The 24,904-nt window shown below is 67.1% G+C and carries 28 protein-coding genes; 16 read left to right on the top strand and 12 right to left on the bottom strand.

Features of this window, described 5'->3' with window-relative positions:
• The first annotated feature begins 49 nt into the window (after positions 1 to 49).
• The gene (gene bioB / locus ACFVTM_RS01505; RefSeq protein WP_390201558.1) at positions 50 to 1,075 is read left to right on the top strand and encodes a biotin synthase BioB; all 1,026 of its coding nucleotides are present in this window, start codon (positions 50 to 52) and stop codon (positions 1,073 to 1,075) included.
• Between the two features lie 260 nt (positions 1,076 to 1,335).
• On the opposite strand, the gene ACFVTM_RS01500 is transcribed toward bioB, so the two are convergent.
• Positions 1,336 to 2,823: an MFS transporter gene (locus ACFVTM_RS01500; protein ID WP_390201557.1), complete on the bottom strand. Its 1,488-nt coding sequence runs from the start codon at positions 2,821 to 2,823 to the stop codon at positions 1,336 to 1,338.
• Between the two features lie 84 nt (positions 2,824 to 2,907).
• On the opposite strand from ACFVTM_RS01500, the gene ACFVTM_RS01495 reads away from it, so the two are divergent.
• Entirely contained in the window at positions 2,908 to 3,285 is a 378-nt protein-coding gene (locus ACFVTM_RS01495) for a MarR family winged helix-turn-helix transcriptional regulator (RefSeq protein ID WP_390201556.1), read from the top strand.
• A 351-nt stretch (positions 3,286 to 3,636) separates the two neighbouring features.
• On the opposite strand, the gene ACFVTM_RS01490 is transcribed toward ACFVTM_RS01495, so the two are convergent.
• A complete protein-coding gene (locus ACFVTM_RS01490; RefSeq protein ID WP_390201555.1) occupies positions 3,637 to 4,329 on the bottom strand; it encodes a DUF998 domain-containing protein in 693 nt (230 codons plus the stop codon).
• An 84-nt stretch (positions 4,330 to 4,413) separates the two neighbouring features.
• Between ACFVTM_RS01490 and ACFVTM_RS01485 the strand changes: the two genes are divergently transcribed.
• On the top strand, positions 4,414 to 5,199 hold the full coding sequence (locus ACFVTM_RS01485) for an alpha/beta fold hydrolase (RefSeq protein ID WP_390201554.1): 786 nt from the start codon (positions 4,414 to 4,416) through the stop codon (positions 5,197 to 5,199).
• 61 nt (positions 5,200 to 5,260) lie between these two features.
• On the opposite strand, the gene ACFVTM_RS01480 is transcribed toward ACFVTM_RS01485, so the two are convergent.
• Positions 5,261 to 6,088: a VOC family protein gene (locus ACFVTM_RS01480; RefSeq protein ID WP_390201553.1), complete on the bottom strand. Its 828-nt coding sequence runs from the start codon at positions 6,086 to 6,088 to the stop codon at positions 5,261 to 5,263.
• A gap of 122 nt (positions 6,089 to 6,210) precedes the next feature.
• Positions 6,211 to 6,414 carry a YegP family protein gene (locus ACFVTM_RS01475; protein WP_390201552.1) on the bottom strand — a complete coding sequence of 68 codons (204 nt, stop codon included), beginning with the start codon at positions 6,412 to 6,414 and terminating at the stop codon, positions 6,211 to 6,213.
• Positions 6,415 to 6,891: 477 nt separating this feature from the next.
• On the opposite strand from ACFVTM_RS01475, the gene ACFVTM_RS01470 reads away from it, so the two are divergent.
• Entirely contained in the window at positions 6,892 to 7,401 is a 510-nt protein-coding gene (locus ACFVTM_RS01470; protein ID WP_390201551.1) for a hypothetical protein, read from the top strand.
• 237 nt (positions 7,402 to 7,638) lie between these two features.
• Here the strand turns inward: ACFVTM_RS01470 and ACFVTM_RS01465 are convergent, their stop codons facing one another.
• From ACFVTM_RS01465 to ACFVTM_RS01445, 5 genes are all read right to left on the bottom strand, one after another.
• Complete coding sequence (locus ACFVTM_RS01465; RefSeq protein WP_390201550.1) at positions 7,639 to 8,415, bottom strand: YcnI family protein; 777 nt, start codon at positions 8,413 to 8,415, stop codon at positions 7,639 to 7,641.
• Positions 8,416 to 8,532: 117 nt separating this feature from the next.
• Positions 8,533 to 9,147: a hypothetical protein gene (locus ACFVTM_RS01460; RefSeq protein ID WP_390201549.1), complete on the bottom strand. Its 615-nt coding sequence runs from the start codon at positions 9,145 to 9,147 to the stop codon at positions 8,533 to 8,535.
• A 92-nt stretch (positions 9,148 to 9,239) separates the two neighbouring features.
• Positions 9,240 to 9,836, bottom strand: a complete 597-nt coding sequence (locus ACFVTM_RS01455) for a copper resistance protein CopC (RefSeq protein WP_390201548.1) — start codon at positions 9,834 to 9,836, stop codon at positions 9,240 to 9,242.
• A 232-nt stretch (positions 9,837 to 10,068) separates the two neighbouring features.
• A complete protein-coding gene (gene ykgO, locus ACFVTM_RS01450; protein WP_078029447.1) occupies positions 10,069 to 10,191 on the bottom strand; it encodes a type B 50S ribosomal protein L36 in 123 nt (40 codons plus the stop codon).
• On the bottom strand, positions 10,188 to 11,315 hold the full coding sequence (locus tag ACFVTM_RS01445) for a GTP-binding protein (RefSeq protein ID WP_390201547.1): 1,128 nt from the start codon (positions 11,313 to 11,315) through the stop codon (positions 10,188 to 10,190). The genes ykgO and ACFVTM_RS01445 overlap by 4 nt, the downstream gene beginning before the upstream one ends.
• 137 nt (positions 11,316 to 11,452) lie before the next feature.
• Here ACFVTM_RS01445 and ACFVTM_RS01440 point away from each other — a divergent pair, with 137 nt between their 5' ends.
• The 7 genes from ACFVTM_RS01440 to ACFVTM_RS01410 all read left to right on the top strand — a co-directional run bounded on the left by ACFVTM_RS01440 (position 11,453) and on the right by ACFVTM_RS01410 (position 19,489).
• Entirely contained in the window at positions 11,453 to 13,006 is a 1,554-nt protein-coding gene (locus ACFVTM_RS01440; protein ID WP_390201546.1) for an ABC transporter substrate-binding protein, read from the top strand.
• 15 nt (positions 13,007 to 13,021) lie between these two features.
• A complete protein-coding gene (locus tag ACFVTM_RS01435; RefSeq protein WP_390201545.1) occupies positions 13,022 to 14,011 on the top strand; it encodes an ABC transporter permease in 990 nt (329 codons plus the stop codon).
• Positions 14,008 to 14,814 (top strand): ABC transporter permease, encoded by an 807-nt coding sequence (locus ACFVTM_RS01430; RefSeq protein WP_390201544.1) that lies wholly within the window; start codon positions 14,008 to 14,010, stop codon positions 14,812 to 14,814. The genes ACFVTM_RS01435 and ACFVTM_RS01430 overlap by 4 nt, the downstream gene beginning before the upstream one ends.
• Positions 14,811 to 16,220: an ABC transporter ATP-binding protein gene (locus ACFVTM_RS01425; RefSeq protein ID WP_390201543.1), complete on the top strand. Its 1,410-nt coding sequence runs from the start codon at positions 14,811 to 14,813 to the stop codon at positions 16,218 to 16,220. The genes ACFVTM_RS01430 and ACFVTM_RS01425 overlap by 4 nt, the downstream gene beginning before the upstream one ends.
• Before the next feature lie 65 nt (positions 16,221 to 16,285).
• Positions 16,286 to 17,218, top strand: a complete 933-nt coding sequence (locus ACFVTM_RS01420) for an ABC transporter ATP-binding protein (RefSeq protein ID WP_390201542.1) — start codon at positions 16,286 to 16,288, stop codon at positions 17,216 to 17,218.
• A 5-nt stretch (positions 17,219 to 17,223) separates the two neighbouring features.
• Positions 17,224 to 18,537: an ABC transporter permease gene (locus ACFVTM_RS01415; protein ID WP_390201541.1), complete on the top strand. Its 1,314-nt coding sequence runs from the start codon at positions 17,224 to 17,226 to the stop codon at positions 18,535 to 18,537.
• Positions 18,538 to 18,610: 73 nt separating this feature from the next.
• Positions 18,611 to 19,489 carry a PhzF family phenazine biosynthesis protein gene (locus tag ACFVTM_RS01410; protein ID WP_390201540.1) on the top strand — a complete coding sequence of 293 codons (879 nt, stop codon included), beginning with the start codon at positions 18,611 to 18,613 and terminating at the stop codon, positions 19,487 to 19,489.
• A 20-nt stretch (positions 19,490 to 19,509) separates the two neighbouring features.
• On the opposite strand, the gene ACFVTM_RS01405 is transcribed toward ACFVTM_RS01410, so the two are convergent.
• Positions 19,510 to 19,986 (bottom strand): DUF4188 domain-containing protein, encoded by a 477-nt coding sequence (locus ACFVTM_RS01405; protein ID WP_390201539.1) that lies wholly within the window; start codon positions 19,984 to 19,986, stop codon positions 19,510 to 19,512.
• A gap of 71 nt (positions 19,987 to 20,057) precedes the next feature.
• Between ACFVTM_RS01405 and ACFVTM_RS01400 the strand changes: the two genes are divergently transcribed.
• Positions 20,058 to 20,696: a MerR family transcriptional regulator gene (locus tag ACFVTM_RS01400; RefSeq protein ID WP_390201538.1), complete on the top strand. Its 639-nt coding sequence runs from the start codon at positions 20,058 to 20,060 to the stop codon at positions 20,694 to 20,696.
• A gap of 9 nt (positions 20,697 to 20,705) precedes the next feature.
• On the opposite strand, the gene ACFVTM_RS01395 is transcribed toward ACFVTM_RS01400, so the two are convergent.
• Positions 20,706 to 21,905 carry a S1C family serine protease gene (locus tag ACFVTM_RS01395; RefSeq protein WP_390201537.1) on the bottom strand — a complete coding sequence of 400 codons (1,200 nt, stop codon included), beginning with the start codon at positions 21,903 to 21,905 and terminating at the stop codon, positions 20,706 to 20,708.
• 267 nt (positions 21,906 to 22,172) lie between these two features.
• Here ACFVTM_RS01395 and ACFVTM_RS01390 point away from each other — a divergent pair, with 267 nt between their 5' ends.
• From ACFVTM_RS01390 to ACFVTM_RS01380, 3 genes are all read left to right on the top strand, one after another.
• Positions 22,173 to 22,658: a hypothetical protein gene (locus tag ACFVTM_RS01390; RefSeq protein WP_390201536.1), complete on the top strand. Its 486-nt coding sequence runs from the start codon at positions 22,173 to 22,175 to the stop codon at positions 22,656 to 22,658.
• Between the two features lie 133 nt (positions 22,659 to 22,791).
• Positions 22,792 to 22,953 carry a hypothetical protein gene (locus ACFVTM_RS01385; RefSeq protein ID WP_390201535.1) on the top strand — a complete coding sequence of 54 codons (162 nt, stop codon included), beginning with the start codon at positions 22,792 to 22,794 and terminating at the stop codon, positions 22,951 to 22,953.
• 110 nt (positions 22,954 to 23,063) lie between these two features.
• On the top strand, positions 23,064 to 23,318 hold the full coding sequence (locus ACFVTM_RS01380; protein ID WP_390201534.1) for a PhzF family phenazine biosynthesis protein: 255 nt from the start codon (positions 23,064 to 23,066) through the stop codon (positions 23,316 to 23,318).
• A gap of 70 nt (positions 23,319 to 23,388) precedes the next feature.
• On the opposite strand, the gene ACFVTM_RS01375 is transcribed toward ACFVTM_RS01380, so the two are convergent.
• Positions 23,389 to 24,111, bottom strand: a complete 723-nt coding sequence (locus ACFVTM_RS01375; protein ID WP_390201533.1) for a hypothetical protein — start codon at positions 24,109 to 24,111, stop codon at positions 23,389 to 23,391.
• 81 nt (positions 24,112 to 24,192) lie between these two features.
• Here ACFVTM_RS01375 and ACFVTM_RS01370 point away from each other — a divergent pair, with 81 nt between their 5' ends.
• Positions 24,193 to 24,693 (top strand): MarR family winged helix-turn-helix transcriptional regulator, encoded by a 501-nt coding sequence (locus ACFVTM_RS01370; protein ID WP_390201532.1) that lies wholly within the window; start codon positions 24,193 to 24,195, stop codon positions 24,691 to 24,693.
• Positions 24,694 to 24,904 lie beyond the last annotated feature (211 nt).

The raw sequence follows: 24,904 nt of genomic DNA, 5'->3' as shown, positions 1-24,904 counted from the left end.
ACTAGCGTCAGCGTTGAGAGAGAACCATAGCCAGCGCAAAGGATGATCAATGACGACGCAGACAGATCCGGCAACCACCCGGTACGAGATTCTCGAAACCGCCCGCCACCAGGTCTTGGAAGAAGGCCGGGGTCTGACGCAGGAGCAGCTGGTTGAGGTCCTGCGCCTTCCCGATGAGGCACTTCCCGCGGCCCTGCAGCTGGCCCATGAGGTGCGGCTCAGGCACTGCGGCGAGGACGTCGAGGTGGAGGGCATCATCTCCATCAAGACCGGCGGCTGCCCGGAGGACTGCCACTTCTGCAGCCAGTCAGGACTCTTCGACTCCCCCGTCCGCGGCGTGTGGCTGGACATCCCGCAACTGGTCAGGGCCGCCAAGGAAACCGCGGCCACAGGGGCCACGGAGTTCTGCATCGTGGCGGCCGTCCGCGGACCCGACATCAAACTGATGAACCAGATCAAGTTCGCGATCGACCGCATCAACGAGGAGGTGGACATCAACATCGCGTGCTCGCTGGGCATGCTCACCCGGCGCCAGGTGGACCAGCTCGCGGCCTGGGGCGTGCACCGCTACAACCACAACCTGGAAACTGCCCGCAGCTACTTCCCCGAGGTGGTCACCACCCACAGCTACGAGGAACGCCTCGAGACCTGCACCATGGTCAAGGCTGCCGGCATGGAACTCTGCTGCGGAGCCCTGATCGGAATGGGCGAATCCCTCGAGCAGCGGGCCGAACTCGCCGCCCAGCTCGCAGCCCTCGAACCCCATGAGGTCCCGCTGAACTTCCTCAACCCCCGGCCCGGGACTCCGCTCGAAAACCAGGGGATCATGGACGGCAAAGACGCCCTGCGCGCGATTGCCGCGTTCCGCCTGGCCATGCCCACGACCGTGCTGCGCTACGCCGGCGGCCGGGAGCTGACCCTCGGCGACCTCGGCACCAGGGAGGGCCTCCTCGGCGGTATCAACGCCGTCATCGTCGGCAATTACCTCACCACGCTGGGCCGCCCCGCCGACGCGGACCTGAGCCTGCTGGTCGAGCTGAACATGCCCATCAAGGAGTTCCAGAAGTCGCTGTGACATCGTCAACGGAGAAACCGCGCGTCCCCGGCATGCCGGCGGATCCGGCCCCTGGTACTTTTTGCGGGCACTGCGGGAAGCCCGACGACGGCGGCGCCGCGCCGTCGTCGGACTCTCACCTTCCCTGCCGGGAACAGCTGGTGCTGGAACCGCCGCGCTACTGCGCCCAGTGCCGCAGGCGGATGAAGGTCCAGGTCACCCCGACGGGCTGGAGCGCCGAATGCTCCCGCCACGGGGTCTGTGGTCACCCGTGAACCGTCTCAGGCGGCTTGGAGCTCTGCTTCGGCCCGCTTCCTGCCGCGCGAGGGCATCGCGGCGATGGCCAGGGCTGCGACCGCCACGGCTGCGCTCAGGATCAGGCCCGGCCGGTACTGTTCCAGCATTGCCGCCGCATTCGGGCCGGCGCCGCCGGCGGACGCGCCGCTGTGGCCGCTGACCATGGCTGTGGTGACGGCGAGAACCAGGGCGGCCCCCACCTGGGTGCTGGTCTGGATCAGGCCGGCCGCCAGACCCTGTTCAGCGTTCCGGATGCCCGCGGTGGCCTGGACGTTGATGGACGGGAAAGCCAGTGCGAAGCCGACGCCCAGCAGCAGAACGGACGGCAGAATGTCCGTCACGTAGTTGGGCGAGGTGCCCACGCGCAGGAACAGCAGGTAGCCGAGCGCCAGCGAGGCCAAGCCGGTCAGGATCAGCCGCGGGGCGCCGAACCTGTCGATAAGCCGGTCCGCGAAAGGAGCGCTCGAGGCCACCAGCAGGCCCGTGGGAAGCAACGCCAGGGCCATGCCGAGGGGGCTCCATCCCAGAACGGACTGCAGGTAGAGCGTGAGGATGAACTGGAAGCTCAGGTATGAGCCGAACAGCCCGACGGCGCTGAGGTTCGCCCGCGCCACCCAGCCTTCCCTGAGGATGCTGAACCTGATCAGCGGGTGCCGGACGCGGTTCTCGATCACCGCGAAGGCCGCCAGCACCGCTGCGGAGGCCACGAATCCGGCGATAGTTGCCACAGATCCCCAGCCGTTTCCGGGTGCCGAAACAAGCGTGTACACGAGCCCCAGCATGCCGGCCGCGAGTGTCACCGCGCCCCAGATGTCATGGCCGCTGTCAGATTCCCTGCCTGCGGCCTTGCCTTCGGCGCCGTCCCGGGGGATGTACTTGAGGCCAAGGATCACGACGGCGACTGCCACCGGCACGGAGACCAGGAAGGTCCAGCGCCAGCTCATGGCAGTCATGAGCCCTCCGACGACCAGGCCGAGTGAAAAGCCGCTTGCGCCGAAGGTGGTGAAGATGGATACGGCTCGGTTGCGTTCGCGCCCTTCCGCGAAGTTGGTAGTGATGATGGAGAAACCGGCGGGGGCGGTGAATGCCGCGGCCAGTCCCTTGACGAACCGGGTGGCGATCAGCAGGGCCGGGTCATCCACGAGGCCGCCGAGCAGGGACGCGGCGGCGAAGACGCTCAGTGCAATCAGGAAGATGCGCCGCCGGCCCAGGAGGTCCGCCATCCGGCCGCCCAGCAGGAGCAGACTTCCGTAACCGAGCACATAGGCGGAGACGATCCACTGGAGGGATTCGGTTCCCAGGTGGAGTTCGGTGCCGATCGAGGGCAGTGCCACGCCGACCATGGAAACGTCCAGCGCGTCAAGCGCCAGAACGGTGCACAGGACCATGAGCAGCATCCACTGCGCACGGGTCCAGCGGACGGGGTCAAGCCGTTCGCCTGCGGATCTTTCGAGGGTGGAAGTTGAAGTCATGGCACCAACTTATATGACGCGTCATTGAATGACAAGGAATATTATGACGTGGACTTTTAATTCGTCATCAACTAGAATCGCAGCATGGCAACACCGCAGGACCGACAGCTGGTTGAGCAATGGCGCAACATCCAGAGCACCTATTTCCGCACCGCCGGCGCGATCGACCGTGCCCTGGAAGCGCGGTTCAGCATCGGCCTGACAGAGTTCGAAATCCTGGATCTTGTGGCCGAAAGCGCGGATGCCGCGTGCCGGATGAAACAACTGGGCGAACGGACGCCCATGACCCAAAGCGCCATGTCCAAGGTTGTGGATCGGCTCGACAAGGCCGGACTCATCTCCCGCCACTCCTGCGCAGATGATCGCCGCTCACTTTTTCTCGAACTCACCGACGCCGGCCGCGCACTCCACCGGGAAGCCGCCATCGAACACCGCGCCCTGCTCAAGGAAAACCTGGCCTGACCGTTCCGCCGTCGTGTTCCGTGCCGCTGAATCGGACGTCAACGGCACGCAATCTCATGGCAGCGTCTTCCACCGGCCGCCCGTCGAACAGCAGGCCGAACGACTGCACGGCCCAGGGGCCGAGGAACATCCACCCCGGACGACCGCAAGACACCTAGATAGCTCTGTACTGCGGAAGAGTTTTCCAGCCAGGGTTTTCTGACGGTCCCGCCAATGCGCACATCACTTTCGGACGCATTTCCACCCGTCAGCTCCTGCTCGTCCTCGGCCATCCCATCACGCTACTGGGTGCAATCCGGATGGCCCAAGGACCGCGTCCGGCCAGAAGGCGCGGCTGGCAAGAGCACCTTCCTACGCCTGGACTTGCGGGCTGGGCGCCTCGCCCCGATAGCGGCGGCGCAGCCCGCACGCGACCGCGAACATCCAGGCCATGAACGTGACCAGGATGATGCGTTGGAGCAGTCCCTTCCAGTCGAACAGAACGCTCCCGGGCTGTTGGCTGAACTTGAGCAGGCCAATCCCGAGAGTCAGGACGATGCCGGCGGCCAGCGTCCATCCCGCCATGGGGCGCCAGGGCAGGTCGCTGCGGAAGCGCCGGTAGAAAACGAAACAGCTAACGGGTGCGAGCGTGAAGAAGAGCGCCCCGAAGATCCCATGCACCACACCATGGGCACTGGCCTGGTCGAACATCGCCGACGGATCGGTGGCGAACAGTCCGGACACCATCAGGCTGGCCCCCATGCACTGCACAAGCACCGGCCCGGACCGGGAAGCCGCCCCGGCGCTGAAGTGGGCCGCGAGGCCGCGACCGAAGACCACCATCAAGGCCCCGGTCAGAACGAAGTTGAGCATCTGGACCCAGCCGTAGGGGCCAAGGGACAATTCGCTGACGAACATGCTCGTCGGGGAGTAACCCGGGCACAGCCACCCGAAGACGGTGAAAACGGCGACAAAGAGGACTGCGCCCACCATGCCCGACACAGCGGCCAGTTCCACGCGTCGACGTCCGGCCGCCACGCGGCCGGGGACAGAACTCGAAGTCACAAACCGAAGCCTAGTGCGTCGAGGCCTCATTGCCCCGCCGCGATCTACACTGTCTGGATGGAGGCTACGGTCAGCGGAGTGCCCGTGCATTACGCCGAGTACGGCAGCGGCACGCCGGTTCTCGCTCTGCACGGCGCTGGGGTGGATCATCGCGAGATCGCCGGCGCTCTTGAACCGATCCTCTCCAGCGTTCCTGGCTTTCGGCGCCTCTATCCGGACCTGCCAGGGATGGGCCGCACACCGGCGCCCGAGACGATCACGAGCAACGATGACGTCCTGGACCTTCTGCTCGGCCTCATCGACGCCACCATTGGTGATGAACCGTTGCTCGTCATGGGCCAGTCGTACGGCGGGTACTTGGCCCGTGCGGTTGCCAATCGGAGACCTGAGCAGGTTGTCGGACTGGCGTTAGTCTGCCCGGTTGGCGCGCATACCAGCACCGTGCCAGAGCACCGGGTTCTTGTTTCGTCGGCCGATCTGACCGGCGAACTGGGTCCGGAGCTCGAGGCTTCCTACCGCAGCTACTTCGTCGTGCAGACACCCGTTACCCTTGGCCGGTTCCAGGAGTCTGTGGCACCCGCAGCACCACTCGTTGACGAGCCAGGCCTGATGCGGATCTTTTCGCAGTGGGAGCTGCGGGATCGCCCGGAAGCTGCGAAAATCTATCCTCATCCCGTGTTGATTCTGGCAGGTCGACAGGACGCCACCGCCGGATACACGGGCCCGTGGGAGCTGATCGAGCACTACCCCCGCGCCACCTTTGCTGTCCTCGATCGCGCAGGCCACGCCCTATTACACGAGCAATCCACGCTTACTCATGCCCTGGTGGTCGAATGGCTCGCGCGCGTGCGCGAGCACTCGACGACGTGAAGCAGCCAGCCGTGAAGCAGCCCGTGGCTGCCGTCCGTTGCTGCCTCCGTTGAAGGATCGGCTATCCCGACGGCGGCGTGAACTGGCTCGCCGTAAACTCGGCTCCCTGGGGGTCCCGGATCAGTGCCGTGCGCGTCCACTCAGTGTCGCTCTGGCTAAGGACTTGGGCGCCGAGTCGCTTAGCATCAGCCACCGTCTGGTCCCGGTCGACAACGGTGAACGAGACGTGCCAGCGCGGCATTTTGCCGGGGGCGGTGGTCGCGATCCAGGCGATCGCATCCTCGAAGCCAGGTGGGGCGGCCAGCTCTGACTGCCTCGCCCTGATGCCGGGATCGACTGTCGCCTCAAGGTGATCACCATAACCGGGCCTGCGGATCATCATCGCGAAGCCGAGGTCGTCGACCTGCCAGCCGAAGGCGTCCTCGTAGAACGCAATGGCCGCAGTGGGATTGGGCGTGTGGAGGTCGCTGAAGTTCCAGGCGCCCGGCTGATTGGCCACTTGTGCCCCCAAACGTCGCCTGGCCTGCCAGATGCGGAATTCGGCCCCTCCCGGATCGGTCAGCACCGCACTGCGGCCGCCTTCTCCCGCATCGGCAGGCGCCGATCGCACGGTAGCGCCGGCAGCGACGAGCCGCTGCACGGCGGCATCCGCGTCCTCGACGGCTACGTAGGTGCTCCACGCCGCCGCGCCCTCCCGGGTGCCGGCCATCCCAGCGACGTCCTGCCCGCCGAGCTTTGCAATCAAATAGCGGCCCGGAGCTCCCGCCGGCATCGCATCCTCGAACGTCCAGCCGAAGATTCCGGCGTAGAACTCGGCGGCCGCCTCGAGGTTAGGCTGCTCGGTGTCGATCCAACACGGGACGCCCTGCGGGTAGGTCCGTTGGGTCATGTCTCGCTCCCGTCCATGGAGACAGCCTAGCCAGCCACGATCCGGCCGGGTACCCCACCCATCGTCCGCGAACGGATTAGGACGCGGACCGGCTGAGTCGGCAGGCCGGACCGTCCGAGAACTTACCCCGACGTCGGCGGCTCGCCCGCCGATAAGTCCCGGACCAGTCCCGTCCCCGCGTAGTCACGCACCTGTCCGATCCCTGACACCGCCGACGGCTTGTCCTCAAAGGCTTTCGAAACCGCCATAACCGTCCCGTCAGGAGCCTTCAACTGGAACCTGTACCGTGAGTGCGCGTCAAGAAAGAGTTCGAATAGTCCAGCCATTCCTGGCCTCCCCCAAGTCAAGGACGACGGCGTTCCCCGCTGCCTGCTTTTTCGGACCTCGGGGTCGTCGTGCGACGGGCGTCGCCCAGTTGATTCGAATGACAAAAATGGTGAATCTGAATCAACTATTTTTGTCATCCAGTTGAATCATCTGTCATCTTTGGATCCGCACCAAATCATGTTAACTTCTGCGCTGCACGGGCGGCCCATGAACCGAACCGGCGAATCTTGCCGTCCGGCCCGCCCTGGTGGGCTCCAGTCGACTTGGCGAATACACGGCGCTTGCCCCCTGTGGAGGGCCCCCGCCTTCCGGGGACGGGGGTACGGCAGGTTGCAGGTGTTTCTTTGCGCGCGAAAGCGCGGCACGATGGAGGGAAGGTGGGTCAGGCGCACGTTTTCCCTTTCCGCTCCTGAGGGGTTGGCGATTCTTGTGGGTGACATGGAGGAATCCATCCAGGGCCGTAACCAGGTGCCGGCATGAAGGAGCTGAGCTTCGTCCGCGGACCCGGCTTCGCAGCCTGGGAAGTGGGTCCGGTGTCGGTCGGGCTGGGTCTGGCGGCCCACCTCCTCTCGGGTGGCGGCGCCCCTCCAGTCCCGGTTCTGGTAGCGCTGATGGCCCTGCTGAGCATGTGCGCTTCACTGGCCGCCCGTGTAAGGATTCCTGGCTGGTTGCTGCTGGTCCTCTGCGGCCTGGCCCAGCAGGTGTTGCACCTGGCGTTCGACCGGTTCGCCGGGTCGTTTTCCGGTCCTCTACCGCCCGGTCATCACGCAACGGCAGGTTGGCAGCCCGGGCAGTTGACTGCGGTGCTTTCGGGTGTGCCCGGGCATGGGCACGGGCAGGAATTGATGCTGGATACTCACGTCGCCGCTGCCCTGCTGACTGCGCTGCTCGTTGCCAAAACGGACACGTCGGTTTCTAGGGCGTTGGCCCTGCTTCACCGCGCGGGCTCCGGGGTTCCACCGGCGGCTCCCCGGAACAGACACTAGCCTCGGGTGCGCCCGGCTGGTTCGGTGCGCGTCTGCCGAGTTAATTCAGCTCTGAGGGTGTCCCGCACCAGGCGATGATGCCGGCGAAAAAGTGATCCGCAGCTGGAACGCGCGAAGCCCACTGCTGTCCTCTGAGACAGTGGTGGGCGCATTGGCCGAAAGACCCCGTCGCTGGCGGGCCGGCGGCGGGGTCTTCGGGTGTCCTGCAAAGGTTCTGACCGTTTTACTTGCCCTTGGCTAGTTGCCTGTTGTTTTGCCGTTGGCAGCGCGGGTGCGGGCCAGGGCGGTGACGCCGGCGGCGAGTCCGATCAGGCCAGCGGCCAGGCCGAACCATCCGGCGGTGGAGCCGGCATCAGTGGGCGTGCTCGCAGTCGCTGCCGGGGCGCCGGCCGGCGCCTGGGACACTGCCGGTTCCACCACTGCGGCAGGGGCGACTGTGGGGGCGGATGCGGCGGTCTCGGCATCCTTGGCGGTGGTCACGAACGAGGGTGCCGGGTGCTCGGGCTCGGCCTGTCCCTCGACGGTCTTCTCGTCCCACTTCACCACGGTCCCGTCGGTGTAGGTCTGGGCCGCGGGCAGGACCACTGTCGTGCCCGCGTCCGGCAGGACACCCACGGAGAGGGAGAAGGCCTGGTATTCGTTCTGTCCAAGCTGGTGGGCGGCATCGGCGGTCCACACCACGGAACTGGGGGCCTTGGTGACGGTGGCGCCGGCGACCGTGACCGGCTTCGGCAGGTCACTCGTGGTCACCACGGCGGTCCAGCCCTCGATGGGCTTCACCGACACGGAGGTCAGCGGGGTGTCCGTGGGGAGAGTGACTTCGAGCTCGCTGGTCTTGGCCGTCTCGGATTCGTTCGGAACGTTGAACGTCAAGTGCGTGTAGCCACCCGCAGCCGGGTCGTCCGGATTGACGCTGACGTGAGCGGAGGCGGCCGCGGCGCCGGCGGCGAGCAGGCCGGCGGTCATCGTGGCGGCCGCGGCGGTCTTGAGGGTACGGCTGATCGAGGTCTTCATGGCAATTCGTGCCTTTCGCAAAGAAAAACGGGTCAGGGACCGGCCGGAACGGTGTCCGTCCGGGCAAAGCAGCAGGTGGCCGCCTGCTGTCCCCATCCGGTGCGAAAGGGGCTGCGCTCAGGCGGCGGGTGCCAGCCGCGGAGGTCCACGACGGGTCGGCAGGCGCCGGCCAACCCCGTCCATGGGGAGCGTCAGGTTGGCTATGCGGGGCCCGAGGACGCTGATCGTTGCGACGGCGACAGGCTCGTGCGGCTGCACGAGGGGGCGCAGCCAGGCGGCCAGCGTGGACAGGGCCCGCTCGCCGCGGGCCAGCAGCAGCGCGGTGACCAGGGTCGCCACCGCGTGGGCGGCCACCATCGCCCCGTCCATATCAACAGAGGTTGCCTGCATGGCTTGGCCGGCCAGCTCGGGGGCGAGGCCCTGGGCCGCATGGCCGGCGTGTCCATACACCCCCGGGTCCGGAATCCTCACGGGCGCAGCCGAGGACAGCGCATCGAAGGACCAGTGCAGCCACAACTGCCCCGCGCCGAGCAGCCCGGCCAAGACAGCAAAGGACAGCCGGAACCGGGTCAGGACCGCCACCGGGACCATCGCCACGGCACACAGCGCCGCCACGATCACCGGCTCCGGCAGGCGGCCGCCGCCGCCGGCCAGGTGACCCCCGGCGGCCAGCGCCACAATGACGGATCCGATCAGCCCGGTACGGAACAGCCGGAAGGGAGCGCGCGTCATCGCGGGCAGTCCTTTCCGGGATCCAGGGGCAGGGCTGGGATGCGCCACAAACTCTCGGGACCGGTCGACGTCGGGGCGACGGCGCAGGACGTTCACGACTCTGGACCGTCGGCGTCGTTCACGGCCAGCCGGCGGCGGACGTGGAGCGCTGTCCCGGCCAGTCCAGCGGCCAGCACGGCGCCGCCGGCGGCCAGGCCCCACAGCGGCGCCACTGTTCCCCCGGGGTTCTGAGCGGGAGCCGGCTTCGCCTGGACAGACAAGGCAGCCGGCTGTCCCGCTCCGCCGCCGGCACCGGCGGTAAAGGAGAAAGTCCCTTCGATCGGATGAGAATCCGCGGACACTATCCGCCACTCCACGGTGTAGCGGCCGGCCGGGGCGCCGGCCCGCACGGTCTGCGTGACGTGATTGTCGACGACGGCGACCGGCCCGTCAGACTGGCTCGCGCCCGTCTCGTCCCGGATCAGGACCCGCGAACCCAAGGCGAGCGGGGTGTGCATGAATGTCAGTCGGATGGTTGGCGGAACGGACACGACAGTGGATCCGGCGGCCGGTTCGGTAGCCTCGAGCACATCGTGGGCCGCAGCCGGAGAAGCCGACGCAAGACCTGTCGCGAGGGCCGCGACGAGTGCCGCGACGAGTGCCGCGGCCGCAGCGGACCGCATGAATGCACCCGCGAAGCCAGCGCCCATGCCAACCGCCCCCTGTCGTCAACGACGTCCCGGCCCCAAAGTGGAACCAAGTACGCCCGGTGACACGTTCCGGACGTTAAACCCGGCACCCGGCCGCCGACCACAGAGTATCCGCATGCACCCGCAGTAAACCTTGGACCGCTGCGAAGAAAATCTGGACGCCGCCGGCGGGCCGGCGACGTCCAGATTTCGGGGCGGCATCTCGCCTACTGCGGTGATACCGTGCCGCGGATCAGCCTTGGCGGGCCTTCATCCGCGCGTTTTTCTTGTTGATGACGAAGGTGCGTCCACGGCGGCGGACGATCTGGGCTCCCGGGATCTTCTTGAGTGCTCGCAGCGAGTTTCTTACTTTCATGGGTTGCTCCTTAGTGGTGTTTCGTGGGGCTCGAACAGGCGGAAGGGGTCGGGAAACACGGTGTGTGAGGCCATTTCCTCGTCGGTCAACTGGCAGGCTGTGAGCAGGCCGGCGACTTCGGCGGCGTCGACATCCGGCCCGGTGATGGCCAGCACTGTTCCGCGGTCGCCAAATGTTGCGTGCCAGTCCAGGACGGGATCCGGGTCATTCACTGCGGAAGCCGCGGGCAGGGGCTTCCTGTCCGCTTGCCAGGGGCCGGTGTTCTCCAGCCAGACCCGCGGACCGATGCCTTGAAGGGCGATCCTGCACTCCGGCGCAGATGCTACCCACAGCCGGCCGCGAAGCCAGCAGCTTCCCTCGGCGAGGGCGGCCAGGGCATGGCGGAAGCGTTCCGGGTGCAGCGGCCGTTCGATCCGCTGGAGGACCGTGGCGAACGGGGATGAGGACCCCGCCGGGATGTGGACCGAGCCGGGCAGGGTCCGGGCCGTTGCTTCCGCCAGGTTGTGACGCCCCGGCCGGATGTGGTCTTCGGCTTCCGTGACCACGGCATGCGGGGCAAGTTCCTTGATCAATTGCACCCCCCGTTCCCGCAGCAGCGGGTCCACAGGCACCAGCGCCGGGTCGGCGAGCAGGACGGTATCGCTAAAGGAGAGCTCGCCGACTAGAAATTCCCCCGGGGTGCGGTCGTCTTCCGGGACAGGGGTGAAGCCGGATTCGAACAGTGTGTGGTGATCCCAGATGTGGTCCTCGACTGCCTCCGGGGCGCAGGCGAGGATGGCCGACTCGACGGTGGCGGCACTCCCGAGGCCCGCGCGCAGGGCATGCACGGCCGCCGACGCTGCCACGGCAGGGGGCAGGCCAATAACGACGCGGCGCCCTGCCTCCACCAGGCGGTTCACCGTGGGGACGACGTCGAGGCGCACCGTGCAGCTGAGGCAGCCGTGCTCAAGAGCTGACTCGCTGCGCTCCAGGAGGCCGCCGTCTTTGAAGATGCGCCGGACCACCACTCCCGCTTCGAGGAGGTCGTGAAAGACCACAATCGTGCCGGGCGACTGCGCCGCCAGGGCTGCGCAGGCCTGCTGGCGGCAAAAAACATCGAGCGAAGTGACAACGGTGACGTGCATGGCCGCCACATTACATGAGAATCATTCTCAATTACAAGGCAGCCGGAGGCGCGGCCTTCATGATTGTTATTGATAATCATTTGCATTTAGGCTGACCGGCAGACGACAGATATCTAACGATTGGCAAGGAACAGCCCATGGTTTTGCGCAGGATAAGAGTGTTTGGCGCGTCGATCGCCGCCGCCGCCGTGATGGCGGCGTGCACCGGGGAAGGGATGCAAAGCAGCCAGCCAACGCAGCGGCCGCTGAAGGTCGTGGGACAGTTTGAGCTCCACAGCCTGGACCCGTCCACCAGCGGAGGGTTCTTTACCCGGCTGCAGGTTGCCGAGACGCTCGTCGACGCCGATACGCAGGGTTCGCTGCAACCGGGGCTTGCAGCCGGCTGGGATGTCTCCTCCGAGGGGCTGACCTGGCTGTTCCGGCTCCGTCCCGGCGCACTGTTCCATGACGGAACGCCGGTGAGTGCAGAAGCTGTCGCCGCGGCACTGGATACAGCCCGCGCCAAGGCCGGCATGCCGCTGGCTGCGGCTCCCGTGAAAGCCATCAGTGCCGACGGCGGGGCGGTGCGGGTGGACCTGACCCAACCGTTCGCTCCGCTGGCCGCAGTACTGGCCCACACCAGCACCCAAATTCTCGCCCCCAGCTCCTACGGCCCCGACCGGGTTGTCACCGAGGTGGTGGGTTCGGGCCCGTACCGGGTCCGGCGGCTGGAAAAGCCGGCCAACATCGAGCTGACGGCCTTCGAACAGTGGCAGGGGAAGAAACCCGCCATCACCGAGGTGAGCTACCAGGCCATCGGGCGCGCCGAGAGCCGGGCCCTGATGGCCGAAAGCGGCCACGCCGATGTCACCTTTGGCATGGACCCGACCAGCCTCCAGCGCCTGAAGCAGACCGGCCGGCTGAGCATCGCCGCCGTGACCCTGCCCCGAACGATCCTGCTGAAGGTCAATGCGGGCCACGACATCCTGGGCGATGTCCGGGTCCGCCGGGCACTGAGCATGGCCCTGGACCGCGAGGCGATGGCGACGGCGTTGCTCCGGGACCCCGAGATGGCCGCCACGCAGCTGTTCCCGCCTTCCCTTCCGGAATGGCATCAGGACTCGGTCACGCCGCTGTCACACGACCCTTCGGGAGCCAGGGCGCTGCTCGCCGATGCCGGCTGGCGCCCCGGCAGCGACGGCATGCTGGACAAGGGGGGCCGCAAGTTCTCCCTCACGCTTCGCACCTTCCCGGACCGCCCGGAGCTTCCGGTCCTGGCCACAGCAATTCAAGCCAAGCTGCGGGAGCTGGGGATCGCAGTGGACGTGAAGGTCGGCAACTCCAGCGATATTCCGGCCGGGCACCAGGATGGTTCCCTCGAACTAGGCCTCTATGCCCGCAACTACGCCCTCGTTCCAGACGCCCTGGTCACGCTTGCCGATGACTTCGGACCCGACGGGGCAGATTACGGGGCCATGGGCTGGAACAGCCCGGCCCTGACCTCGGCGCTGGACACCATGGCCGGCGGCACCGATCCGGACGGCCTGAGGGGTGGACGGCGGCACGTGGCAGAGATCCTGCAGGGCGAACTGCCCGTTATCCCGGTGGCCTGGTACCGGCAAAGCGCAGTGGTGAGCAAGCGCGTGGACGGGTTCGTCCTGGACCCGCTGGAACGCTCGTGGCTGCTCACGGACCTGGCCTGGGCCAAGTAGGGCAGGGACTCTCTGATGGATTCCTCAACTACCACGTCCCCGGCTTTGGCCGGTCCCGCTCTCCGGATAGTCCGCCAGCGCACCGGCCAGGCCGCCGCTGTGGTGCTGCTGGTCTCCACGGCGTGCTTCGCCATCGTGCACAGCCTGCCCGGAGACATCGCCTTCCGCATCGCTGCGGGTCGCTACGGCTATGACCAGGTGACTTCTGGGTCGGCGGACTCTGTCCGCTCCGAACTGGGACTTGACCGTCCGGCGTGGGCGCAGCTCCTGGACTGGCTCGGTGACCTGGCGGCCCTGGACCTGGGCACGTCGCTGGTGACCGGAAGCAGCGTCGCCGGCGAATTGGCCCTCCATTTTTCCAGCAGCCTGCAGCTCGCCGCGACGGCCCTGGCCCTTGCCCTTGCCGTCGGCGCAACGGCAGGGATCCTCGCGGCGGCCAGACCGGGCGGATTCCCGGACAGGGTCCTGACGCTGTGGGTCTCCGCCGCCCGGGCGCTGCCGCCCTTCCTGCTCGGCCTTGCCCTGATCCTGGCCTTCTCTGTCCATCTTGGGGTGCTCCCCGCGGCAGGCCACGGAGATGCCGGCAATATTGTGCTCCCGGCGGCGACTCTCGCCGTCGGACTGTCCGGGCTGTTCGCCCGGGTAACCCGGGACACCGTCGTCGAGATCCGGCGGTCCGACTATGTCCGCTTCGCCGCCACGAAAGGCCTGGGCGAACGTTTGGTGGTCCTGCGCCACGTGCTCAGGAACACCGGAGTGACACTGATTGCCTACGTCGGGGTGCAACTGCTGATCCTCATCGAGGGCGTCGTCGTCGTCGAAAGCCTTTTCGCCTGGCCCGGCCTGGGCCACGCCCTCGTGCACGCGATTTTCTGGCGGGACATCCCCATGATCCAGGCGACAGCGCTGGCCTTGGCGCTGATGGTCGTTGCGCTGAACACGGTGGTCGACCTGGGCTCGCTCGCCCTGGACCCGCGCCCGCGCCGCCGGGAGGCGGTCCTGTGAACGCCGCACGTCTGTGCCATTCCCGAGCGGCTGCCCAACGGGCCGCGGCGGTCCTGCTTGCCGTGCTGGTGCTCTTCGCAGTCGCCGGCCCGCTGGTCTGGCCGGAGCACGCAGTGCAGAACCTGTCACGATTCCTCGAAGCGCCCAGCCTTGCCGAGCCGCTGGGCCGTGACCACCTGGGCCGCAGCGTCGTCGCCCGGCTTGCCCACGCCACCCGGCTGTCCCTACTGATGGCTGTGCTGTGCGTGGCCACGGCACTGCTGGCAGGAACCCTGGCAGGGATCGCCGCGGCCTGGCGCGGGGGCTGGCTCGATACCGTCCTCCATGGCCTGTCCGAGGCGTTCATCGCCCTGCCGGCCCTGCTGGTGGTCCTGATGTTCTCCGCCCTCGCCAGCGGTGATCTGTGGACGCTCTACGCGGGGCTGGCCATGGCGCAGTGGGTGGAGTACTTCCGCATGGTCCGGGCCCGCAGCGGCCTGGTGCTCGCCGGGCCGGCCGTCGAGGCCGCCGGGATGCTGAAACTGGGGCCCGCCCACGTCCTCCGCCGCCACCTCTGGCCGGAGCTGGGCCCGCTGCTGGCCACGATGGCAACCTTCGGCCTCGGTTCCTCCATCCTTGCCCTGTCCACCCTCGGATTCGTCGGCGTCGGCATCCGTCCCCCCACCCCGGAACTGGGCCTGCTGATCACCGAGGCGTTCCCCTACTACCACGAGGCACCCTGGATGTCCCTCGCCCCCGTCCTGGTCCTCACCACCCTCCTGATCGGGCTGCTGAGCCTGCGAACCAAGGAAGACCGCCCATGAGCATGCGCCTGAACCACCTGACAGTCAGCCATGCCGGCACCACCCTGGCAGAGGTGTCCGCCCTGGACTTCGAGCCCGGATGTCCGGTGACGATCGTCGGCGAAAGCGGCTCCGGCAAGTCCTTGCTCGCCCACGCGATCATGGGCACCCTCCCGGCGAACCTCACAGCCCGGGGGAGCCTCACCCTGGACGGCCAAAGCTACGATCTGGCCGACCGGGCGAACCGGCGCCGGCTGTGGGGGCGGCAGATGGCCCTGCTCCCCCAGGAACCCGCACTCGCCCTTGACCCCACCATGCGCGCACGGGAGCAGGTCGCCGAAGGGGCCCGGACCTTTCCGACGGACAAACGGGCCGCGCGGCGGACGGCAGGAACCCTGCTGGCTTCCCTCGGGCTGGGGCAGGCCTCCGCCGCGTTCCCGCACACCCTCTCCGGCGGCATGGCCCAGCGGGTCGCGTTCGCCGCCGCCACGATCGGAAACGCCCCCGTCCTCATAGCGGACGAACCGTCCAAGGGCCTGGACCAGCAGGCCCGGACCGCCCTGGAAGAACTGCTCAAACGGCACCTCGACGGCGGCGGCATCCTCCTCACCATCACCCACGACCTGGACCTGGCCCGCGGGCTCGGCGGCGAGGTCCTGGTGATGAGAGACGCCCACATCCTCGAACACGGCCCGGCCCGGGACGTGCTCACCGAGCCCGTGCACGCGTACACCCGCCGGCTGCTGGCAGCCGAACCAGCAAACTGGACCAACTCCTGGGGCTGCGCGGGAGTCCGCGCCGGGGCCCCAACGGGCGGCCCGCTCATCTCCGGAGAAGGGCTCGCCAAGGCCTTCGGCGGCCAGGAACTCTTCTCGGACCTCTCCGTCACCATCCGCGCAGGGGAACGGATCGCGTTCAGCGGCCCCAGCGGCAGCGGCAAAACCACCCTCGGCAACGTGCTGCTGCGCCTGCTGCCACCGGACACCGGACACGTACACCATGCCGGCACGCTGCGCGCGGGCCGCCTGCAGAAGCTCTACCAGGATCCCGCCGCGGCATTCCCGCCGCGCGTCCTGCTCCGGGACTCCTTCGGGGACGTCCTCCGCCGTCACCGGCTCAAGCCAGAGCGCCTCGAGGAACTCATGGCCTCACTCCGTCTCGCCCCGGCACTGCTCCACCGCAAACCCGGGCAGGTCTCCGGCGGCGAACTGCAGCGCCTCGCGATCATCCGCTCCATGCTGCTCGAACCCGCCCTGCTCTTCGCCGACGAACCCACCTCACGCCTGGACCTCATCACCCAGCAGGAAACCATGAACTCCCTCATGGGCCAGGCGGACCGCCACGGCTGTGCACTGGTTCTGGTGACCCACGACGACGCCCTGGCCCGAGCTGTTACCCACCGCCGGATACGTATCGGAGCGGCATAAAACGCCCCCGTTGCACTATCAGCTGGTTGCCGCCGCCGCGGCGATGAGCCGGTTACAGTGGTGCCATGACGTTGGGGGACGCGGCCGCGGAGCCGCTGGTACATATCAAGGATTTCCGGATGGACTTCGGGGACACCACGGTCATCAAGGACCTGTCCTTCGATGTCCGGGCGGGGGAAACGTTTGGTTTCCTGGGCAGCAACGGATCCGGGAAGACCACCACGCTCCGGGCGCTGCTGGGGATCTACCAGCCCACAGCCGGGACACTGCACATCGGCGGCAAGGCCTTCGATCCGCGCGACGGCGCCCGGCTGGGTTACCTGCCGGAGGAACGCGGCCTGTACAAGAAGGAATCCGTCCTGGACGTCATGGTCTACTTCGGCCGGCTCAAAGGCCTCGACAAGGCCCGCGCGAAGGCGTGGTCCCGGGACTATCTGGACCGGGTGGACCTGGCTGACAAGGCGTCGATGCGCCTGGACAAGCTCTCCGGCGGGCAGCAGCAGAAAATCCAGCTCGGCGTGACCATCATGAACGACCCCGAACTGCTGATCCTGGACGAGCCCACCAAGGGCTTCGACCCGGTCAACCGGCGCCTGCTGATGGATATCATCGAGGAGCAGAAACTCGCCGGCGCAACCGTCATCATGGTCACCCACCAGATGGAAGAAGTCGAACGGCTCTGCGACCGCGTGATCCTGCTCAAAGACGGAACCTCCCGCGCCTACGGCACCGTCTCTGAGGTCCAGGAACAGTTCGGTGGAACCGTCTACCGGCTCTCCTATGCCGGGGTCCTGCCGTACTCGGAGCTGTACGAGATCGTCACCGACGCCGGGGGCGACGCCGAGCTCTCCCCCCGCCCTGGCACGGATGAAGCGGCCGTCCTGCGCGAGCTCGTCGGCCGCGGTGTGGCCGTCCGGTCTTTCACCACCGCGAGGACGTCCCTGGACGAGGTCTTCATCAAGGTCTACGGCGAGTCCCACGACATGGCGGAGGCCTGAACCCGATGACCCAGCACACGTCAACACAGCCCGCCGCTCCCGCGCCGGCACCGCCCACGCCGCCGGTACCGCCGAGCCGCCCGTTCGCCCGGCACAACCTGGGCACAGTGGTCGGCTTCGAGTTCACCCGCACCGTCAAGAAACGCCGCTTCTGGATCGCAACCCTGGCGATTCCGGTGCTGATGGCGATCGTGTTCGCGCTCGTCTACCTCAGCAACACCTCCACCGCGGCGAGCGAAGACGCCCAGAAGACCGCGGCCATGTCCTTCACCTACACCGACGACTCCGGGCTGATCGCGGATGGCATCGCCACGGCCATGGGCGGACGGAAAGCCGCGGACCCGGATCAGGCCCTGCAGGACGTCAAAACCGGCACGACGGAGGCGTACTTCGCGTACCCGGCCGAGCCGGCCACGCAGCCGGTGAAGGTCTACGGCACAGACCAGGGGATCTTCGAAAACGGGAAGTACGACGCCGTCGCCAAGCACCTCCTCACCGCCTCAGCCCAGGCCGAGATCGGCTCCCCGCAGCTGACCGCCGCGGCCAGCGGCGACGTCAAGACAGAGTCCCAGACGTTCAAGGACGGTGCACCGAGCGGGGGCGTCGGTTCCGCCGTGCCGCCGCTGATGTTCCTGCTGGTCTTCTACGTTTCCATCATTCTGCTCTCCAACCAGATGCTCAACAGCACCCTGGAGGAGAAGGAAAACCGGGTCACCGAAATGATCCTCACCACCCTGAATCCGACCACGCTGATCATCGGCAAAGTCATCGCCTTGTTCATGGTCGGCCTCGTCCAGATCCTGGTCTTCCTCACCCCCATCGCCGCCGGCTACGCCTTCTTCCGGGACAAACTGGCCATACCCGACCTGGACCTCTCGAATCTGAGCTTCGAACCCGGAACGATGCTCGTCGGTGCGCTGCTGCTGCTGGGCGGCTTCATCGTCTTCACCGGCGTCCTGGTGGCGATCGGCGCGATCATGCCCACCGCGAAAGACGCCGGCACGATCTTCGGGCCCCTGATGGGGCTGATCTTCGTCCCGTTCTACGCGATCAGCCTGATCATTTCGGACCCGCGCGCGCCCATTGTCCAGGTCTTTACGTACTTCCCGCTCTCGGCCCCGGTGACCGCCCTGCTCCGCAACGGATTCGGCACGCTCACCCCGGCCGAGTCCTTCATCATCATCGCCGAACTCTTCATCACCGGGTTCCTCATCCTCCGGCTGGCTGTCCACCTGTTCCGGTACGGGTCCATCCAGTACTCGAGCAAGCTCTCCATCGCCGGAACCTTCCGCAAGAAGGACGCCCAGGCCGGAAAGTAACTCCGGCTGGCGGGTCCCGCAGCTGTGCCCCGACGCCGCGGGACCACCCGATCAGGCGTGGGAGGATCGGGGTATGGAAACCACCCCCGAGGTCCTCCGTTACGCGGCCTTTTCCACGACGCCGGACGGCGGCAACCCTGCCGGCCTGGTCTTGGATGCCCGCCAGCTCGATGATGCCGGGATGCTGGCGGTGGCGGCCGCCGTCGGCTACGCCGAAACGGCCTTCGTGACGGAGCACGGCGTCGACGGGGACCCGCGCCGGAGCCGGGTCCGGTACTTCTCGCCGATCGCCGAGGTGCCCTTCTGCGGCCACGCCACGATTGCGCTGGCCATTGCGCTGAGCGCACGCGACGGGGCGGGATCCTTCACCTTCGAGACCCCCGTCGGTCCCGTCGTCATCGAAACGGCAGGCGACGGCGCCGACATCACCGCAGCGTTCACCGCCGTCGAGCCGCAGCTGGCCACATTCGACGACGGCGTCCTGGCGGAACTCCTCGGATTGCTCGGCGTGGGGCAGCCCGACCTCAATCCGGCCTACCCGCCGCGGATCGCATATTCGGGGAACTGGCATCCGGTGCTGGTCCTCGCCGACCGCACCCTGTTCGACTCCTTCGGCTTCGATCCGGACGCCATGCGCCGGCTCATGGACGCCCAGGGCTGGGCGGCAACAGTGGCCGTCCTGTACCCGATTGCAGACGGGGAGTTCGAAGCCCGGAACCTGTTTCCCGTCGGCGCCATCACGGAGGACCCCGCAACGGGGGCCGCCGCCGCGGCGGTCGGCGCCTACCTGCGCATCCTGGGCCTCGTGGAACCACCGTCGCGAATCCTGATCCACCAGGGACGGCACGTCGGCCGGCCGGGCCTGCTCACCGTGGACATTCCCGCCGCCGGCGGCGGAATAGTGGTCAGCGGCAGAGCCGTCCAGATCCCCGCCGCGACGGACCACGGCTGATCGGATCCGGGGCCGCGGCGTCAGCGCGGGCTGGCCAGCCGGTCCTTCGCGTGATGGCTTCCGGGGCCGACCGCCACAAGTTCGGTGGCCTGGGCGAGACCTTCGGTGGGCATCGAGACGTACATGCTCTCGGCACGGCTCACCTGAAATGTCTCGTGCCAGATGCCGACCGCATTGGGAGCCTTTCTTGCCCGGCGGTTGAAGGCCGTCCAGGCCGGCCTGTGCTCGGACTCAGGCGCACTCGCGTAGGCATACAGCTTCTCCACCGACTCCCAGTACTGCACGATCACCGGCCCACCGGCGCCCAGGGCGAATCGACAACCAAGGAGACCTGAACCCGGCTCTTTGAAGAGTTCGGTCAGCATCCGGGGCATTGCCAGGAAGGCCGGCAGCCACAGATCCGGCCGCCAGGGACGGTTGATGCGCATGCCGATCAGGAAGACCACCAGATCACCGGAATGGCGGTGCGTGAAACGTCCAGCATTGATGCGTGCCATACTTTTCTCCTCACTAGATACCGCTACTCCCCAATATTGGCGAGTGCCACTATCTAAGTCAAGGAGAATCTTTGCGCATCTCACAGCTGGCCGCGGCCACGGACGTTCCGGTGGCCACCATCAAGTACTACCTTCGGGAGAAACTGCTTCACGACGGCGTGCTGACTTCCGCAACCCAGGCACGCTACGACGACTCGCATGTACGGCGGCTGAAGCTCATCCGGGCCCTCATCGGCACGGCCGGGCTCAGCGTCAGCGCCACCCGCGAGGTGCTGCTGGGCCTGGAGAACCCGCCCGGGTCCGGCCACGATCTGCTCGGAATCGCGCACCATGCGGTCACCCGGACCGCTCCGGACGACGTCGACCTCTCCGCCGCGCAGCAGCTCCTGGACCGTTGGGGCTGGGGCGCAGAAGCCTGCGACCGTGATACCCGGGCCGCCCTGGTCCGGGCCCTCCAAGGGCTCTCAGATGCGGGCTTTGACGCGCCGGCGCCGCTCTTGGACAGGTACGCCGCGGCGATGCGGGACATCGCGGAGGCCGACGTCGAAAGTGTTCCGACGGATTCGGCCGAGGCCGCGATGCGGCATGTGGTGCTCGGGACCCTCCTGCTGGAACCGGTGCTCCTGGCCATGCGCCGGCTGGCCCAGCAAAGCGCATCCTTCCAGCGCTTTGCTGGGCCAGGATCCGCCGGGAAGCCCGGCGCCGAATAGGAATGGCGGTTAGCCGGCAGTGGCTGCGCCGAGCGTGACGTCCGTGCTTTGCTCCTGGCCGTCGCGGACATAAGTGACCTTGACGGTGGCCCCGGCTGCCTGTTCCCGCGTCGCCGCCGTCAGCTCGGAGGCATCGCTCACGCTGCGGCCGCCCAGCCCGGTGATCACGTCGCCGGCCTTCAGGCCGGCTTTGTCCGCCGCGGAGCCCGGGGTGACCGCGGCTGCCTCCGCTCCAGCCGAGAACTCCGAGGACGTTCCCGAGGCCTTGTCCCGGACCGAGACGCCCAGTTGGCCGTGCGTTGCCGTGCCCGTGCTGATGATCTCCTGGGCGACGCGTTTCGCGTCGTTGATCGGGATGGAGAAGCCGACGCCGATGTTCCCCGACTGGGTTGAGGAGGAGGACGTGGATCCGGCCGAGGCGATGGCCACGTTGACTCCGATGACCTCTCCGTTCGCGTTCACTAGAGGTCCGCCGGAGTTTCCGGGGTTAATGGCCGCATCCGTTTGGATGACATTGATGCTGATGGTGTCCTGCGCGGCGGTGGATGCCCCGTTCTGCAAGGCGGACGTGGCCGAGGACGCGGTGTCGATGGTGCGGTTCGCTGCCGAAACGATGCCGTCAGTGACCGTTCCGCTCAAACCCAGGGGCGCCCCGATGGCAATGGCGGCGTCTCCGACGTTGACCTTGCCGGAGTCGCCCAGGGTCGCGGCCACCAGCCCGGGGGCAGTGATTTGGACGATGGCGAGGTCCGAGAGCGGATCCGTTCCGACGATCGTCCCGGGGTAGACGCTGCCGTCACTGGTCCGAACCTCGATGACAGCGTTCGCGGCCTGCCCATCCAGGGTGACCACATGCGTGTTGGTCAGAACGTGTCCGGAGGTATCCAGAATGATGCCTGATCCGGTACCGCCTGAGGTGCCGGAGCTGGCGCTGATGGTAACCACGCTGGGTGAGGCTTTCTGCGCGGCGGCTGTCACCGCACTGACACTGTCGGGGTTGTTGACGATCACCGGCGTGTATTCGGTCGTTTGTGCGGTGCCGGATGCCTGCGCTGCTGTGTTCCACATCGAGGCCGCCACGCCTCCGCCGAGGCCGCCAGCAGCCACCAGGCAGGCAACATAGAGCCCGGCGCCGACGCGTTTCCGGGTCTTCAGGCGTGCGCGGGTTCCAGTGTTTTCGCTGCGGGTGGGAAATTCATGCTCGTTCATGGGTCATCCTGATCTCGTCGTTGTTGCCTGTGTTGACCTCTCCCCATCCTCAAACCCGGGTCTGTCGACGGTCTGTCGGGCCGCTGTGAACGGACTGTGAGCATTTCAAGCAGCAATGCAGGCGGCCGGTCATTCCGGGTGATGCCGGTTGCGACGGTTCAGTCCAATTTCTTCTGTCCAGTTTTCAACTGTCCAGATTTCTTCAAGGGCCCTTCCGGAGAATACGAGGTGCTGGACGGAATCCGGCGACGATCAATGGAGGGCATAATGCATCGATCCGGCAAGGCCATGGTCTGCGCGGCACTGTTTGCCAGCCTGGCCCTGGGAGCGTGCGGCTCCCCGGAGACGCGGCCCGCTCCAGCGGAGACGGCGGCAGTCTTGCCGGGTGCGGTCGCGTCCGCGGATGCGACCGCGGCGGGCAACCCGACTGCCCCTGCGTCCTCCGCTGGAACTGTCGATGATGGCATACAACAGCGAGTCAAGAACCTGTGCACGAATGACCTGCAGGCCCAGGCCTCCCATGCAACCCCTGCGCCCGGACAACTGCGCGCCGCCCCGAAAGTCACGCTGGTCAGCATCAAATATCTTGGCGAAATGAAGCAGATCCCGCTCCCGGACAAAGCCTCCGGCTACGAGCTCGGCATCAAATTCTCCTACAAGGTGGGACACGACGACGCCAAAACCTCCACGAAATTCTGCCGCGTCAATCTGACCGACTCGGCCGTGGACTGGAAGTGGACCGCAAGTCCCTGATGGGCGTCCGCCGCTGCACGGGTGCCACCAAGCAGGCACCAGACTGCACAGCCACGGCAAAGGTCCCCCTAAGTTCCCAACAATTCCAGTGCAGGAGATTGGTTACAGGAACACCCGTTCAAGGAGGACCCTGATGATCATCTACCGCCCCAACGTCCCGCTGACCACCGGCCGCACTGGACTTATCTCCGCGCTGGCCGCGATGGCCTTGACCGCCGTGCTGGGCACCACGTGGCAGGTCCCGAACGAATCATCAGGAGAGTCGGAGAGCCGCCGCGCTGTAGGCCGACCATAGGATTGGCCCATGGTTACTCCCACGAACCAGGGGCCCGCCCCTCTCCTTGGTACTGGCCAAAATCAGTGACATTCTGGATTCCTTTTCACTCGCCCGGCCTGAGCTGACGCTTGGATGGCTCTTACAGGAGTGCGGGGCGGGCGTTCGCGCCGGGCCACGGAGTGAACGAGGATCCCGTGACCGGCAGCGTCAACGCCGGATTGGCCCAGTGGCTGCGCAGCGAGGGGGCAGTCCATGGGGACTACACCGTCCAGCAGGGAACGGTCCTCGGCCGCGGCGGACGACTCACGATCACCTGCGAAGCAGATGCGGTCTGGGTCGGCGGAACCAGCCGCACAGTCATCAGCGGGCAGGTCAGGCTATGAATCATCCGGAGCCCGGAGCCTACGGGCTCGGCGGGCAACTGGCAGGCCACCGGCCCGGACCCCATTGTCCTCAGCCGTCCGCCCGGGCATCTTGGCGATTCGCGGCAGCCCGGTTTCGGGGCAACAGGAATCCGACCGCGACGAGCCAGAGCAGGCCGCCGAAACGCCCCACCGGCAACAGGATCTGCAGTGGCTCGATCACCATGGAGAGGAAGCTGAGCTCGGACAGGGCGGCGATGACGAGGCCGGCCCAGGCCAGCCAGCGCGGCACGAAGCGCAGGATGAGGGCAGGGACGGCGATTCCGGCGACGAGAAGCCCCAGGCCGACAACATAGGCCACGCCGCCGGTGATGAAGGCGAGAAACGACAGCGCGTGGGTCAGCGTGGGGTCGATGGTGATTTCCGGCCGGCTCAGGACCCACGCTACGCAGGCCGAGAGCATGAGGAAAACCGCGGCCGCTATGCCGCCAAAGAAGCCGATTGCCGGACCGGGGACGCGCACGCCAAGCCGGAGCTGCCGAGCGTAGACGGTGGCAGCGAAGATGCCCAGCGGAACCGCTGAGCCGAACTGGAACAGGCTGGCGAGCCGCACGGCATCAGGGTTTCCGTGAAAAAATTCCGCGACCTGCCCGGCGGGAGCAAACGGCGAGACGAAGGTCTGTCCCCCCGTGAGGACTGCGCTGCACACCAGGCCCGCGGCGGTGAGTCCCAGACTCACGGCGGCCAGGATGCCCGGATGCGGCCCACCAGACCTGGCCGTCGAGAATGTGCGGTGAGGAGATAGCTCAGTCATGATCGCGCCTTTCCGATAATCACGTCACAACACGAATCATTCACTTGTGGAATCATTCTGTCAAGAGAGTAATATTGCGGTATGGATCCACAAGATACTCCGCGGTCACGGCGCGCCGCATTCCTGCTGTCCCAGCTGGGGGCGCTGGCATCCTCACGCTTTGCCGAGCGCACCCGGGAGCTCGACCTGACACCGGGCGATGCCGGCGTGCTGCGCCTGCTGGGGCGCGCGCCGGGGCTGAGCCAGCGTTCCCTGGCCGACCGGCTGGGGGCCGTACCAAGCCGCGTCGTCGCACTCATCGACTCGCTGGAACGGCGGGGGCTGGTGGTGCGGGTGCGCAGCAACACCGACCGGCGGAATTACGAGCTCTGGCTGACGGCCGAGGGCACGGAGGTGCTGGGATCATTGCGCGAGGTTGCCGAGCAGCACGAGGCCGAACTCCTGGCCCCGCTCACCGGCGACCAGTCAGCGCAGCTTGCGACGCTGCTCACCAAGCTGGCAGCCGCCCACGGCCTCGACAATGACCTCCACCGCGAGACCAGCCGGACCGAATCCAGACCGGGGCGCCCTGGCCGGCAGTAGGAGAAACGTCTCTGGTCTACTTCGCGGCACCGATGAATGAATTAACTCCCATCCGCGAGCGGTTCGGGAAGGACGGACGACGGCGGCCGCGCACCCCCGGGGGCGGCCCCCCGACATTTTTGGAGCGGGGGCGCAACCAACCCCCCGACCGCCCCGACGTCGAACAACCAGTGGTGGTGTTAGCCAATCAGGGCCAAGCCCCCCCGGTGCC

This window comes from Arthrobacter sp. NPDC058130, assembly GCF_042884475.1.
Lineage (GTDB): Bacteria > Actinomycetota > Actinomycetes > Actinomycetales > Micrococcaceae > Arthrobacter.
This window is presented reverse-complemented; position numbering and strand designations above follow the sequence as displayed.

Excerpts from the sequence above, each read along its gene's own strand:
- ACFVTM_RS01395 (WP_390201537.1), bottom strand. The coding sequence starts at position 21,905 with ATGAACGAGCATGAATTTCCCACCCGCAGCGAAAACACTGGAACCCGC.
- ACFVTM_RS01465 (WP_390201550.1), bottom strand. The coding sequence starts at position 8,415 with ATGAAGACCTCGATCAGCCGTACCCTCAAGACCGCCGCGGCCGCCACG.
- ACFVTM_RS01495 (WP_390201556.1), top strand. The coding sequence starts at position 2,908 with ATGGCAACACCGCAGGACCGACAGCTGGTTGAGCAATGGCGCAACATC.
- ACFVTM_RS01420 (WP_390201542.1), top strand. The coding sequence starts at position 16,286 with ATGACGTTGGGGGACGCGGCCGCGGAGCCGCTGGTACATATCAAGGAT.
- ACFVTM_RS01480 (WP_390201553.1), bottom strand. The coding sequence starts at position 6,088 with ATGACCCAACGGACCTACCCGCAGGGCGTCCCGTGTTGGATCGACACC.
- ACFVTM_RS01455 (WP_390201548.1), bottom strand. The coding sequence starts at position 9,836 with ATGGGCGCTGGCTTCGCGGGTGCATTCATGCGGTCCGCTGCGGCCGCG.
- ACFVTM_RS01410 (WP_390201540.1), top strand. The coding sequence starts at position 18,611 with ATGGAAACCACCCCCGAGGTCCTCCGTTACGCGGCCTTTTCCACGACG.
- ACFVTM_RS01415 (WP_390201541.1), top strand. The coding sequence starts at position 17,224 with ATGACCCAGCACACGTCAACACAGCCCGCCGCTCCCGCGCCGGCACCG.
- ACFVTM_RS01425 (WP_390201543.1), top strand. The coding sequence starts at position 14,811 with ATGAGCATGCGCCTGAACCACCTGACAGTCAGCCATGCCGGCACCACC.
- ACFVTM_RS01370 (WP_390201532.1), top strand. The coding sequence starts at position 24,193 with ATGGATCCACAAGATACTCCGCGGTCACGGCGCGCCGCATTCCTGCTG.
- ACFVTM_RS01405 (WP_390201539.1), bottom strand. The coding sequence starts at position 19,986 with ATGGCACGCATCAATGCTGGACGTTTCACGCACCGCCATTCCGGTGAT.
- ACFVTM_RS01385 (WP_390201535.1), top strand. The coding sequence starts at position 22,792 with ATGATCATCTACCGCCCCAACGTCCCGCTGACCACCGGCCGCACTGGA.
- ACFVTM_RS01500 (WP_390201557.1), bottom strand. The coding sequence starts at position 2,823 with ATGACTTCAACTTCCACCCTCGAAAGATCCGCAGGCGAACGGCTTGAC.
- ACFVTM_RS01435 (WP_390201545.1), top strand. The coding sequence starts at position 13,022 with ATGGATTCCTCAACTACCACGTCCCCGGCTTTGGCCGGTCCCGCTCTC.
- ACFVTM_RS01460 (WP_390201549.1), bottom strand. The coding sequence starts at position 9,147 with ATGACGCGCGCTCCCTTCCGGCTGTTCCGTACCGGGCTGATCGGATCC.
- ACFVTM_RS01470 (WP_390201551.1), top strand. The coding sequence starts at position 6,892 with ATGAAGGAGCTGAGCTTCGTCCGCGGACCCGGCTTCGCAGCCTGGGAA.
- ykgO (WP_078029447.1), bottom strand. The coding sequence starts at position 10,191 with ATGAAAGTAAGAAACTCGCTGCGAGCACTCAAGAAGATCCCGGGAGCC.
- ACFVTM_RS01390 (WP_390201536.1), top strand. The coding sequence starts at position 22,173 with ATGCATCGATCCGGCAAGGCCATGGTCTGCGCGGCACTGTTTGCCAGC.
- ACFVTM_RS01445 (WP_390201547.1), bottom strand. The coding sequence starts at position 11,315 with ATGCACGTCACCGTTGTCACTTCGCTCGATGTTTTTTGCCGCCAGCAG.
- ACFVTM_RS01440 (WP_390201546.1), top strand. The coding sequence starts at position 11,453 with ATGGTTTTGCGCAGGATAAGAGTGTTTGGCGCGTCGATCGCCGCCGCC.
- ACFVTM_RS01475 (WP_390201552.1), bottom strand. The coding sequence starts at position 6,414 with ATGGCTGGACTATTCGAACTCTTTCTTGACGCGCACTCACGGTACAGG.
- bioB (WP_390201558.1), top strand. The coding sequence starts at position 50 with ATGACGACGCAGACAGATCCGGCAACCACCCGGTACGAGATTCTCGAA.
- ACFVTM_RS01375 (WP_390201533.1), bottom strand. The coding sequence starts at position 24,111 with ATGACTGAGCTATCTCCTCACCGCACATTCTCGACGGCCAGGTCTGGT.